The sequence below is a fragment of the Sphingopyxis sp. genome (genome assembly GCF_051861155.1).
In the GTDB taxonomy this organism is placed as follows: domain Bacteria; phylum Pseudomonadota; class Alphaproteobacteria; order Sphingomonadales; family Sphingomonadaceae; genus Sphingopyxis.
Window position 1 is genome coordinate 92713 of record NZ_JBHYDE010000006.1, and the last position, 12837, is coordinate 105549.

General features: G+C 65.6%; 9 protein-coding genes. 4 read left to right on the forward strand and 5 right to left on the reverse strand.

Annotated elements, in window-relative coordinates:
• Positions 1 to 112: 112 nt before the first annotated feature.
• From nusG to ACTIFP_RS12110, 4 genes are all read right to left on the reverse strand, one after another.
• Complete coding sequence (gene nusG, locus ACTIFP_RS12095; protein WP_037516051.1) at positions 113 to 649, reverse strand: transcription termination/antitermination protein NusG; 537 nt, start codon at positions 647 to 649, stop codon at positions 113 to 115.
• Positions 650 to 684: 35 nt separating this feature from the next.
• Complete coding sequence (gene secE / locus ACTIFP_RS12100; protein WP_439568958.1) at positions 685 to 882, reverse strand: preprotein translocase subunit SecE; 198 nt, start codon at positions 880 to 882, stop codon at positions 685 to 687.
• A 158-nt stretch (positions 883 to 1040) separates the two neighbouring features.
• Positions 1041 to 2393, reverse strand: a complete 1353-nt coding sequence (locus ACTIFP_RS12105; RefSeq protein ID WP_439568959.1) for an MFS transporter — start codon at positions 2391 to 2393, stop codon at positions 1041 to 1043.
• 82 nt (positions 2394 to 2475) lie between these two features.
• Positions 2476 to 3111, reverse strand: a complete 636-nt coding sequence (locus ACTIFP_RS12110; protein WP_439568960.1) for a TetR/AcrR family transcriptional regulator — start codon at positions 3109 to 3111, stop codon at positions 2476 to 2478.
• Between the two features lie 110 nt (positions 3112 to 3221).
• Between ACTIFP_RS12110 and ACTIFP_RS12115 the strand changes: the two genes are divergently transcribed.
• Genes ACTIFP_RS12115 through ACTIFP_RS12130 form a run of 4 tightly spaced genes read left to right on the forward strand, consistent with a single transcriptional unit; the run spans position 3222 to position 10045 of the window.
• Positions 3222 to 4361 (forward strand): efflux RND transporter periplasmic adaptor subunit, encoded by a 1140-nt coding sequence (locus ACTIFP_RS12115; RefSeq protein ID WP_439568961.1) that lies wholly within the window; start codon positions 3222 to 3224, stop codon positions 4359 to 4361.
• Between the two features lie 12 nt (positions 4362 to 4373).
• Positions 4374 to 7538 carry a multidrug efflux RND transporter permease subunit gene (locus ACTIFP_RS12120; protein ID WP_439568962.1) on the forward strand — a complete coding sequence of 1055 codons (3165 nt, stop codon included), beginning with the start codon at positions 4374 to 4376 and terminating at the stop codon, positions 7536 to 7538.
• On the forward strand, positions 7531 to 8931 hold the full coding sequence (locus ACTIFP_RS12125; RefSeq protein WP_439568963.1) for an efflux transporter outer membrane subunit: 1401 nt from the start codon (positions 7531 to 7533) through the stop codon (positions 8929 to 8931). The genes ACTIFP_RS12120 and ACTIFP_RS12125 overlap by 8 nt, the downstream gene beginning before the upstream one ends.
• A gap of 49 nt (positions 8932 to 8980) precedes the next feature.
• Entirely contained in the window at positions 8981 to 10045 is a 1065-nt protein-coding gene (locus ACTIFP_RS12130) for a DNA alkylation repair protein (RefSeq protein WP_439568964.1), read from the forward strand.
• Between the two features lie 84 nt (positions 10046 to 10129).
• Here the strand turns inward: ACTIFP_RS12130 and ACTIFP_RS12135 are convergent, their stop codons facing one another.
• Positions 10130 to 12157 (reverse strand): transglycosylase domain-containing protein, encoded by a 2028-nt coding sequence (locus ACTIFP_RS12135; RefSeq protein ID WP_439568965.1) that lies wholly within the window; start codon positions 12155 to 12157, stop codon positions 10130 to 10132.
• Positions 12158 to 12837: the final 680 nt, after the last annotated feature.

The following is a 12837-nucleotide window of genomic DNA, read 5'->3' on the forward strand; positions in this document are numbered from 1 at the left end:
GGCTTCAGCCCGAAGCGACGGTGCCAGGATGCACCATCACCCCCATCCAACTCCGCCTAATCGCTGCGCGACAAGGCTGCGTATCCTTCCCCCATCAAGGGGGAAGAGAAGATCATTTGAAGCGTTCGACCTGTTCGAAGTCGAGTTCGACCGGAGTGGCGCGACCGAAGATCGACACCGACACCTTGACGCGTGCCTTTTCGAAATCGAGTTCCTCGACCAGCCCGTTGAAGCTGGCGAAGGGACCGTCGAGCACCTTGACCTGATCGCCGATTTCGTAATCGACGCGGATTTCCTGCTTCGGACGCGCCGCAGCCTCTTCCTTGCTGTTCAGGATGCGCGCGGCCTCGGCTTCGCTGATCGCCTGCGGCTTGCCCATCGAGCCGAGGAATCCGGTCACCTTCGGCGTGTTCTTCACAAGGTGATAAACATCGTCGGTCATCGTCAGCTTGGCGAGGACATAGCCGGGGAAGAACTTACGTTCAGCCTGGACCTTCTTGCCGCGCTTTACCTCGGTGACGGTTTCGACCGGCACCTCGACCGCTTCGACGAAATCGGTGAGGCCCATGCGTTCGGCTTCGGAAAGCACCGAATCGCGCACCTTGTTTTCGAAACCCGAATAGGCGTGAATGATGTACCAGCGCGCCATGTGTGTCCGTATCCTGTCCCTGTAACCGCGGGCGATTAGCGCGCGAGCGACGTCAGCCAGCTGACGATCGCGTTAAAAACCGTGTCGACGCCGAAAAAGAACAGCGCGAGGATCGTCGTCATGATGAGCACCATGATCGTCGTCTGCACCGTTTCGCGTCCCGTGGGCCAAACGATTTTCCGGGCTTCGGCGCGCACCTGATTGATGAACTCAGCCGGGCTGGTTTTCGCCATGTCGATCGTCCTGTCCTAATAATATTCAGCTTCGGGCCAGATGGGTTGCCGTGCCCTGCGCGTCAAGCGTGCTTTGGGCAATAGTCCGCCCACCCTTTCCGAGCAGGTCGGCGAAAGGCGGAAGGAAAACGGCGCATCTGTCCGAATGAAAGCGGCCTTTACTGGCGCGGCGGTGCGATTGCAAGTGCGGGGTCGGCGTCGCGCGCGAGGGCGCGCTGCATCCACAGCAGCAGGGCGACCATGACCAGCCAGCTGAGCGTCGGCTGGAGCGCGAACAGCAGATGCAGTTCGCGCGCCGCGGCATCGCCGCGGAGCGGATCGAAGCCGACGAGGTCGAGCAGCGCGTAGCTGACCGCGATCGCGGCAGCGACGCCGAATTTCTGCATCAGGTTGAGCAGCGCGAAAAGGAACGCCGACCGGCTGCGCCCGCAGCGCGCGGCATCGCGCGGGATCAGGTCGGCCAGCATCGAATGGGTGAACAGCAATCCGACAAAACCGGTGCCGAGCATCACCGAGAAGCCCGCCGCCTGAGCGACGCCGCGCGGCGTTTGAAAGAGGGTCGCGACGAGCAGGCTGGAGATCAGCAGCCCCATCGCGACCATCATCGGCGGTTTGCCATAACGCCGCGCGAGCCAGGTCCAGATCGGCGACGCGATCGCGCCGCCGATGAAGCTGGCGAACAGCAACACCGCGCTTTGTCCGTCGAGGTCGAGCACCGCGGCGGCGAAGAAGACGAACAGCGAGGTCAGCGAGCCAAAGGCAAAGCTGTTGAGGAATTGCACGGCGAGCAGCAACATCAGCGGCGGGAAGGACAGCGACGCGCGGATTTCGTGGCGCCAGCCGATCCCCGGTTCGGCGACCACCGCGCGCGGCGGCACGATGCGCATCGCGACCAGCGCGATCGGCACCATCAGCAGGAACAGGCTGGCATAGGCCATGATCCGACCCTGCAAGCTGACCCCGGGGATCAGGATTTGCGCCGCGGCGGGTGCAGCGAAGGCGAGGATCAGTGCGATCTTTGCGAACCAATCGCGCATTCCGTACAGCAGCGCGCTGTCGCGCGGCGTGCGCACCAGCGCCGAACCCCACGACAGCTGCGCCACCTCGTAAAGGCTGAAGCTGGAATAAAAGAGCACCATCATCAGGAACAGCGCGGCGAAGGGCAGCTGGTCGCCGACGGTGACGAGCGCCAGCAGCAGCAGCGACAGCGGCGCCAGCGCCAGCAGCATCCAGCGGCGATGCGCGCCAGCGCCGGTGCGGACGCGGTCGACCATCGTCCCGATCAGCGGGTCGACGACGCCGTCCCAGATGGTGGTGAGCGAAAAGAGCAGCCCGACCAGCGCCACCGAAATCACCCCGCCCTCGGCAATATAGGGCGGCAGATAGACGCTGAACGGCAGCGCGAGGATGACCGTCGGCCCGGCGGTCGCAGCATAAGCGGCGACGGCACGCGGGCGCAGCGGCGCGGCGTCATCGGGGCGGCCAGCCGTTGGCAGGGCGGTGGTGGCCACGATGCAATGCTCCCGATGCCGAAGACAGCAGGCTTTCAGTTATTGACAGCTGTGTCAACAAATGCCGCGACGTGCGGCCGCGCTAAGCGATCTTGAAATGCGCCAGAAACGGCCGGAGGCGCCAGTCGAGCTGATCATTGTCGAGCCATTCGTCGTCGAGCCCCGCCAGCGTGTGGAGCATCGAATCGCCGATGACGATGCTCAGCAGCAATTTTGCCGCGGCTTCGGGATCGTCGATCTGCGCCTCGCCCGCCGCCGCCCAGCCGGCGAACAGCGCCGACAATTCCTCGACCGCCGGGATGTGCAGGTCGCGGTAGATCTGCAAGGCGAACTCGCGGTCGCGCAAGCTTTCGGAAATCAGCATCCGCATCAGCGCGACGGCGCGCGGTGAGCGCATCATTTCGCATTGGCGCCGGGCATAGCGCGTCAGCACCTCGGCATTCGACTGGTGCGGCGCGGCGGTGCGGTCGACGGGTTCGAGCGCGGTTTCATCGCCCCAGCGCGACGCGATCGCGTGCAGCAACCCCTGTTTGTTGCCGAACAGGTCATAGAGCGTCGCCAGCGACCCGCCCGACCGCTTGACGATTTCGGCCAGGCTGGTGCGATCATAGCCCTGTTCGAGAAACAGCGCCTCGGCGGCGTCGAGGATGGCACCCCGGCGCCGCTCGCGCAGCGTTGGCGGCTCGGCCGGACAGCCGAGCAGTTCGGACGGTATCATGCGCGATTCTCTCCCTTGCGCTTTTCTGTAATTTAAATTACATCTCGCCCAACGCAATGATTTTTTCGCGTCCTTCCCGTTTCACAATACAGCATTATCCAGGGGTCATTATGAGTCGCGCTCGTTCCTTTGCCAGCGTCAGCGCCGCCGCGCTGGCCTTGTTGCTCACCGCCTGCGCGCCCGAAGCGCCCCCCGCGCCGCCGCCCCCCGAAGTGAATATCGTGACGATCCGCACCCAGATGGTGCCCAATGTCATCGAACTGCCCGGCCGCGTACAGGCGTATCGCACGTCCGAAGTGCGCGCCCGCGTCGATGGCATCGTCGAACGGCGGCTGTTCAACGAAGGCAGCATCGTCCCGGCGGGTGCCGCGCTGTTCCGGATCGATCCCCGCCAGCTGAGCGCCAGCGCCAATGCGGCGCGCGCGCAGCTGGCCCGCGCGCAGGCGACCGCCGCCAACGCGCGCCAGGTCGTCAACCGGTACCAGCCGCTGCTTGCCGACCAGGCGATCGGCAAGCAGGAATATGACGCCGCGATCGCGCAGCAGCGCACCGCCGAGGCCGATGTTGCGGCGGCGCGCGCCAATCTGGAATCGGCGCGGCTGAACCTGGGCTATGCCACCGTCACCGCCCCGATTTCGGGGCGCGCGCGGCGCGCCGAAGTGACCGAGGGGGCACTGGTCAGCGCCGGCGCCGGCACCTTGCTGACCACGATCGAACAGATCGACCGCGTCTATGTGAATTTCGGCCAGTCGAGTTCGGACCTGATGGCGATCCGCCGCGACATCGCGTCGGGCAAGCTGCGCGTGCCCGAGCTCGAGCGGGTCGAGGTCCAGCTGATCCTGGAGGACGGCCGCGCCTATCCGGTCGTCGGCCATCTCGATTTCCTCGACCTGTCGATCGACGAGGGCACCGGCACCGCGGCGCTGCGCGCCGAATTCCCGAATCCCGCCGACGCGCTGCTGCCGGGTCAGTTCGTGCGCGCGCGGATGTTCGTCGGCAATCGGTCGGACGGCGTGCTGATCCCGCAGCGCGCGGTCAAGCTGGCGGCCGACAGCGCGACGGTGATGGTGCTCGATGCCAAGAATATTCCATCGCCGCGCCCGGTCAAACTGGGCACGATGCTGGCGGGGCAATGGGCGATCCTGGAGGGGCTGAAACCCGGCGACCGGGTGATCGTCGACGGGCTGCAAAAGGTCCAGCCGGGCCAGCCGGTCCGCGTCGCGACCAAATCCGCCGCGCCGAAGCGCTGACGGGAAACCATCATGACCCCCCGTTTTTTCATCGACCGCCCGATTTTTTCGTGGGTCATCGCCATCGGCATCCTGCTGTCGGGCATCATCGCGCTGCGCGGCCTGCCGGTCGAACAATATCCGTCGGTCGCGCCGCCGTCGCTGACGATCGGGGTCACCTATCCGGGCGCCGACGCCAAGACGCTGGAGCAGAATGTCACCCAGGTCATCGAGCAGGAACTGAACGGGGTCGAGGGTTTCCTCTACATGGCCTCGACCAGCGAATCGAACGGCACCGCGTCGATCACCCTGACCTTCGAGGCGGGGACCGACATCGATAATGCACAGATGGAGGTGCAAAACCGCCTGCGCCGCGTCGAACAGCGACTGCCCGAGGATGTCCGCCGCCAGGGCATTTCGGTCACCGAGGCGAATTCGGGCTTTCTGCTCATCGTCGCGATCACGTCGAAAAGCGGCAACACCGACCCGATGGAGGTCAATAATTTCGCCAACACCCGCGTCCTCGACGAGCTGCGCCGGGTGAACGGGGTGGGCAATGTGCAGGCGTTCGCGCCCGAATATGCGATGCGCATCTGGCTCGATCCGCAAAAGCTGGCGTCGTACAACCTCTCCCCCGCCGAGGCGCTGGGCGCGGTGCAGGAACAGAACAGCCAGACCCCGGGCGGCCAGCTGGGCGACCAGCCGCTCGCCAAGGGGGCCGAGCTCAACGCGGTGATCACAACGCAGGGCCGCTTCACCACCCCCGAACAGTTCGCGGGCATCATCCTGCGCGCCAACCCCGACGGGTCGGCGGTGACGCTGGGCGATGTCGGGCGCGTCGAACTGGGGTCGGCGAGCTATTTGTTTTCGTCCGAACTCAACGGCAAGCCGATGGCGGGGATGGCGGTCCAGCTGACCCCCGGCGCCAATGCGCTGTCGACCGCGGCGGGCATCCGCGAGCGGATGGAGACATTGTCGAAAAGCTTTCCCCCCGACATCACCTGGTCGATCCCTTACGACACGACGCCGTTCATTCAGTTGTCGATCGAAGAGGTCGTCATCACGCTCGCCGAGGCGATGGTGCTGGTGTTCCTGGTGATGTTCCTGTTCCTGCAGAACTGGCGCGCGACGGTGATCCCGACCGTGGTCGTCCCGATCGCGCTGGCCGGCGCGTGCCTGGGGCTGTGGATGTTCGGCTTTTCGATCAACGTGCTGACGTTGTTCGGCATGGTGCTGGCGATCGGCATTCTGGTCGACGACGCGATCGTCGTGATCGAGAATGTCGAGCGGATCATGAACGAGGAACATCTGTCGCCCTATGAAGCGACGGTGAAGGCGATGACGCAGATCACCAGCGCGATCATCGGCATCACGCTGGTGCTGATCGCGGTGTTCATTCCGATGGCGTTCTTCCCCGGATCGACCGGCGGCATCTATCGCCAATTCTCGCTGACGCTGGCGATCTCGATCGCCTTCTCCGCGCTGCTCGCGCTGACGCTGACCCCGGCGCTGTGCGCGACGCTGCTGAAACCGCATGATGCGGCCAGGCGCAGCGGCCCGATCGGCGCGCGCGTCGATCGCTTTTTCGGCTGGTTCAACGGCTGGTTCGGGCGGACCACCGATCGCTATCAGGGCAGCGTCGGCACGATGCTGTCGGCGCCGCTGCGGTGGCTGGGCGTGTTTCTGGCGCTGGTTGCGGTCACCGCGCTCTTGTTCACCCGCCTGCCCGGCTCGTTCCTGCCGCAGGAAGATCAGGGCTATCTGATCACCGTCGTCCAGGCGCCGCCGGGCGCGACGACGCAGCGGACCAACGAAGCGACCAAGCAGGTCAAAGCCTTTTTCGCCGAGCAGCCGCAGGTCGCCAATGTCGTGCTGGTCAATGGTTTCAGCTTTTTCGGGCAGGGTCAGGCGAATGCGATCATGTTCACGCCGCTGAAACCCTGGGACGAACGCACGGGCGACGGCGATGGGGCCGACGCGATTGCCGGCAAGGCGATGGGGGTGTTTTCGGGGATCAAGGAGGCGTTCGTCTTTTCGCTCAGCCCGCCATCGATCGCCGAACTGGGGACCGCGAGCGGCTTTACTTTCAAACTGCAGGACCGCGGCGGCAACGGGCGCGAGGCGCTGATCGGCGCGCGCAACCAGATGCTGGGCGGCGCGATGCAGAGCAAGCTGCTCGCCAATGTCCGCCCCGAGGGGCAGGAGGATGCGCCGGTGCTGAAGGTCGACATTGACCGGATCAAGGCGCGCGCGCTGGGGCTGTCGATCGGCGACGTCAACGCGACGCTCGCGATCACCTTTGGCAGCGCCTATGCCAACGACTTCACCCGCGAGGGCCGCGTGCTGCGCGTGCTGCTCCAGGCCGATGCCGCGAGCCGGATGACGCCGCAGGACGTCGTCGAACTGCGCGTGCGCAGCGCGAACGGCGACATGGTGCCGTTCGGGTCGTTCAGCACCGCCGAATGGACGGCGGAAGCGCCGCAGTTGCAGCGCTACAACGGCTATCCCGCGATGACGATTTCGGGCGAACCCGCGCCGGGTCAGTCGACCGGCGAGGCGATGGCCGAGATGGAGCGGCTGGCCGCAGGGCTGCCCGCGGGATTCGCGTTCGAATGGACCGGCATCTCCTATGAGGAGAAACAGTCGGCGGGGCAGATCGGGCTGCTGCTCGGGCTGTCGCTGGTCGTCGTCTTTCTGCTGCTCGCAGCGCTCTATGAAAGCTGGTCGGTGCCGGTGTCGGTGCTGCTGGTGGTGCCGCTGGGCGTGCTCGGCGCGGTGCTGTTCTCGATGTTCCGCGGGCTCAGCGCCGACATTTATTTCAACGTCGGGCTGATCACGATCATCGGCCTGTCGGCCAAGAATGCGATCCTGATCGTCGAATTTGCCATCGAGCAGGAGGCTGAGGGCAAATCGACCCTCGACGCGGTGATGGAAGCGGTGAAGCTGCGGCTGCGGCCGATCATCATGACCAGCCTGGCGTTCATCCTGGGCATGGTGCCGCTGGTGATTGCGACCGGCGCGGGGGCAGCGAGCCGCATCGCGGTCGGGTCGGGGGTGATGGGCGGCATGATCGCGGCAACCTTGCTCGGCGTCTTCTTCATCCCGCTGTTCTACCTGTCGGTGCGCAAATGGATCAGCCGCAAACGGCCACCATCGCCCGCCGAAAAAGGCCATCATGAGGAGCCCGGACATGCGTAAGCTGATCGCGCTGCTCGCGGCGACGACCCTCGCCGGCTGCGTCAACATGGCGCCGCCGCACGAGCGCCCGGCGCTGCCCACCGCACCCGATTACCCGCCGGCGTTCATCGGCGATGTGACGCTGGGCCAGCGCGCGACCGACGTCGCCTGGCGCGATTTCTTTGCCGACCCGCAGCTCGAGGTGCTGATCGCGCAGGCGATCGACCGCAACCGCGACCTCGCGGTGGCGGTGGCGCAGATCGAGGAAGCGCGCGGGCTCTATCGCATCCAGGACGCCGACCGCCTGCCGACGGTGGGCGTCAGCGCCGATGCCGCCCGCACCCGCGGGCCGTCGCTGACCGGCGCCGGGACCGACACGACGAGCCGCTATTCGGTCGGGGTGGGGGTTACCTCGTTCGAGCTCGATTTCTGGGGGCGGGTCAAGAATCTGTCCGAAGCGGCGCGCAGCCAGTATCTGGCGACCGAACAGGCCGAGCGCGCGTTCCGGCTGGCGCTGGTGCGCGACGTCGCGTCGACCTATTTCGCCTCGCGCGGCGCCGAGGAACAGATTGCCCTCGCCGAGGCGACGGTGACCAGCCGCAAGGAAGGGTTGCGCATTGCGAAGCGGCGGCTCGACGCGGGGGTGACCTCGGCGCTCGATTACCGCCAGTCGGAAACGCTGCTGACGCAGGCCGAAACGCAGCTGGCGAGCCTGAAGCTCGGCAAGGCGCAGGCCGATAATTTCCTGACCGTGCTGACCGGCGGCCCGGTGCCCGGGCCCCTGCCCGCGCCGCTGCCGCTCGTCGCGCAAGGGCAGTCGCCGGTGCTGACCGCCGGCCTGCCGTCGGACCTGCTCGTCGCCCGCCCCGACATATTGGCGGCCGAGGAACGGCTGCGCGCCGCGCGCGCGAATATCGGCGCGGCGCGGGCGGCGTTCTTCCCGTCGATCTCGCTGACCGGCAATCTGGGTTTCGCTTCGGGCTCGCTCGATAATTTGTTCAGCAACGACGGATTCGGCTGGAGCTTTGGTCCGTCGATCAGCCTGCCGATTTTCGATTTCGGTCGCAACAAGGGCAATCTGACCGTCGCCGAAGCGCGCGAGAATATCGCGGTCGCGACCTATGAGCGCACCGTGCAGGGGGCGTTCCGCGAGGTTGCCGATGCACTCGCCGGGCGCCGCTTCCTGGCCGAGCAGGTCGAGGCGCAGGAGCGCGGCACACTGGCGCAGCGGCGCATCGCCGATCTCGCGCGCAAGCGGTATCGCGAAGGCGTGTCGACCTATCTCGAAGTGCTCGACGCCGAACGCAATCTGTTCGCCGCCGAACAGACGCTGATCGAACTGCGCCGTGCGCAGGTCGACAATCTGGTGACGCTGTACGTCGCGCTGGGCGGCGGGCTGGTCGAGCGGCGCTGAAGGGATCACCCCAATTTCGGACAGCGCCCCTGCCCTGCTGAAGGACATATTGGGTCCACAGGCGCTGACGGTGATCGCCGACGCGGGCGTCGCCGCGTCGCCGCGCTTCGATCGATCGGCGTTCCTTGCCGCGGCATCGACCGGCCTCGACGCGCTGTCGATCATGGAGCGGGTGCGCCATATCGCGGGCGCGCTGCGTCCCGCGCTGCCTGCCGACTATGCGGCGGCGCTGGACGTGATCGGGGCAATGGCGCCGCGGCTGACGCACGGGTTTCAGGTGGTGGCGGTGACCGAATATGTGGCGCGCTATGGGCTGGACGAGTTTGACCGGTCGATGGACGCGCTCGCCGCGCTGACCCGCTTTGGCACCGCCGAGTTCGCGATCCGGCCGTATCTGGCGCAGGATGCCGATCGCGCGCTCGCGACGATGGCGCGGTGGACCGGCAGCGACGACGAGCATATCCGGCGGCTCGCCAGCGAAGGCGGCCGCCCGCGCCTGCCGTGGGCGGCGCGCGTCCCGGCGCTGAAGGCCGACCCGACCCGCGCGGCGCATATTTTGGAGGCGCTGAAGGCCGATCCCAGCCTCTATGTCCGCAAATCGGTCGCCAATCATTTGAACGACATTGCCAAGGACCGCCCCGACTGGCTGCTCGCTCGGCTGGCGGACTGGCCGCAGGTCGATCCCCATACGGTCTGGATCATCCGCCACGCGCTGCGCACCCTGATCAAACAGGGCGAGCCACGCGCGCTGGCGCTGATCGGGGTCGGCCATGGCGCGGCAGTGACGGTGCGTAAATTTGCGGTCGAGCCATCGGTGGTGCGACTGGGCGAGCGGATTGCGATCACCGCCGAAATCGTTTCGGATTCCACGGCAGATCAGCCTTTGGTGGTCGATTACCGCGTCCATTACGCGCGTGCGGGCGGGAAGAGCGCAGCGAAGGTGTTCAAATGGAAAACCTTCGACCTCGCGGGGGGTGCCGCCGCCCAGCTGCGTATCAGCCAGACCATCCGCGATTTCAGCACGCGGCGGCATCACCCGGGGCGGCACGATGTTGAACTGATCGTCAATGGCCAGACGATGGCGAAGGGCGGGTTCGCGCTGCTGGCGGACTGATCGCCTCTCACTTGAGGCTTTAGAAAATCCCCGTTTCCCCGCGAAGGCGGGAGCACAACGTCATTCTTGAACCCGCTCAGCCTCTCACGGCGGCGGCGGCGGGGATTCCGTGGGTGCCTCTTTCGGGATCGGCAGGCGCAGGTCGATGCGGCTGCCGTTGATTTCGGTCGAGATGACCGCGTCGCCGTCGTCGATCGCCACGCTGCTGTTGTCGCCGATCGGAATCTCGCCGATGTCGGGAATATCCTGCGGTTCGACCGGGCCGCGGGGGTTGGTCGGCCGCGGCGGCGCCGCTTTCTGTCCCGATGCCTGGGTCATGAAATCGCGCCACATCCGCGCCGGCAGCCCGCCGCCCGATATGCCGCGCAGCGGCGAATTATCGTCATTGCCGATCCACACCCCGACGACCAGCCCGTTGGCGTAGCCGACGAACAGCGCGTCGCGATTGTCCTGGCTGGTCCCGGTCTTGCCGAAATTCGCCTGCGGCAGCCGCGCGGCGCGGCCGGTGCCGCGGTTGACCGCGGCGCGCAGCATCTGTTCGATCGCGTCATGGACGCCCGACCCAAAGCGGCTCGGCCCCGAAATCAGATTTTCGAACCAGCCCTTGTCCTCGCCCGCGAACGCATGCGGGACGACCGGGTAGCTGTTCGCGGCGACCGCGGCATAGGCGGCGGTCAGTTCGAGCAGGGTCATGCTCGACGTGCCGAGCGCCAAGCTGGGGTCGCCCTTGGTCATCGGCGCGGTGACGCCCAGGTCGCGCGCCATGTCGATCACCTTGTCGTCGCCGACCTCGCGCAGCAATCGCACCGCGGCGACATTGCTCGACGTCGCGAACGCATCCTCGAGCGTGATCGTTTTCGAATAAGCGCCACCCGAATTTTTCGGGCGGTACGAGCCGGTTTCGATCGGCTGATTGTCGATCACATCGTCGGGTTCCCATCCCGCGCGGAGCGCGGCGAGATAGACGAACAATTTGAAGGTCGAGCCCGGCTGGCGCCGCGCCTGCGTCACCCGATTGAACGGCGACGCGGCATAATCCTTGCCGCCGACCATCGCGACGACTTCGCCATCGGGGCGCATCGCGACCAGCGCGACCTGCGCCTGCCCGACCCCGGCGCGGCTCGTCACCCGCCGCGCTACCGCCTGCAACCGCGCGTCGAGCGTCGTCTTGATCGTCTGGCGCGAATAGCCGACGTCGCTGAGCTTGCGCGCCTCGGGCAGCGCCCAGTCGGCGAAATAAGTCCCCGTTGGCAAGGTGTTGCGCGAGCGCACGTCGATACGCGGGGTGCCCAGCGCCTTTCGCTCCCGTTCGGACAGATAGCCCGTCGCGACCATCGCGTTCAGCACCAGTTGCATGCGCTTTTCGGCCAGATCGGGGTTTTTGGTCGGCGCCAGCCGCGAGGGCGCCTGCACCAGCCCCGCGAGCATCGCCGCCTGCGCCGGGGTCAGCTTTTCGGGCTGGCGATAGAAATAATGCAGCGACGCGGCGCGCAAACCATAAGTGTTGTCGCCGAAATAGGCGTTCGACAGATAGCGTTCGAGAATCTCGTCCTTGGTCAGCCACGCTTCGAGCCAGAAGGCGATCAGCGCCTCGCGCGCCTTGCGCCCGAGGGTGCGTTTGGGGGTCAGGAAGGTGAATTTCGCCAGCTGCTGGGTGATCGTGCTGCCGCCCTGCGTCCGTCCGCCGGTGACATTGCTCCACACCGCGCGCGCTATGCTGCGCGGATCGACGCCCATATGGTCGTAGAAACGCCGGTCCTCGATCGCGAGGAAGGCGCCGGTGACATGCCGGGGCAGCGCGCTCGCCTTGACCGGCGTATCGACGATCGCCCCGATCCGCGCGATCGGCGTGCCGTCGGACGCGAGCAAGGTGATCTGCGGCGGCGCGATCGGTTCGAGCGATTTGGACAGCGGCGCGGTGAGCGCCAGCCAGCCGACGAGCAGGATGAAGATGATCGAGAAGATGGCAAAGCCGCGCGAGATCCGGCGCAGCCATTTGCGCCGCCGCGTTTCGGGAACGACCGGCGGCGGCAGCGGCGCATCGAAAACGGGCCCACCCGGCACCGCGACGGGGATCGGATCGGGACGGTCGGGTTTGCGGAACCAGTTCATGCTCACCCGCCGTATTACAATCGCAACACAGCATAAGCAAATGGCTTATGCTGGCTGCAGGCTATCGCATTTCGGCGCTTGCGGGCAAATGAATGGGAAAATGGTGCGCTTACAGGACCGGCATTCCGCCTATATCATACTGAAATAGCATAGGTTATTTCGACGGAGATTCTGTGGCCCCCGCAATCCGGGCCTGACCGAATTCAGGACCCGAATTTAGTTCCGCATTGTTTTGAGAAGAAACTGGCGGAAAACCGCGCCCGTCTATTTTGAAAGCCGTCCGCACACAGCCGACAATTTTTCATCAAGATTACGTCACTAGGACTCACATCGGTGGAGCGCCGAGCCAAAGAAGCTTAGATTTTATGGCTCGAAGGTGCTTGCGGGGTTGCCGAGATAGAGTCTTTTGGGGGCCAAAAGGGCTCCACATCGTGGCCCCCATGGGGGATTTTCAGTAAGTCGTGGCCCCAATGATGCCGGGGATGGACGAGGGCGTGGAAAGTTTGCTTCGGTCAACCTGTGAGAAGAGCATCAACGAGGATCAAAGTGGAGATGACCATGACAATAAAGAGAGCGGGGAATGGCGATATAGCGTCCGATCAGGAACCAACATTTATCCGCCGATACACGTCAATCGCGGCGGTTATCGATATACTGCGCCGTAAGGAGCTTCCACTTCT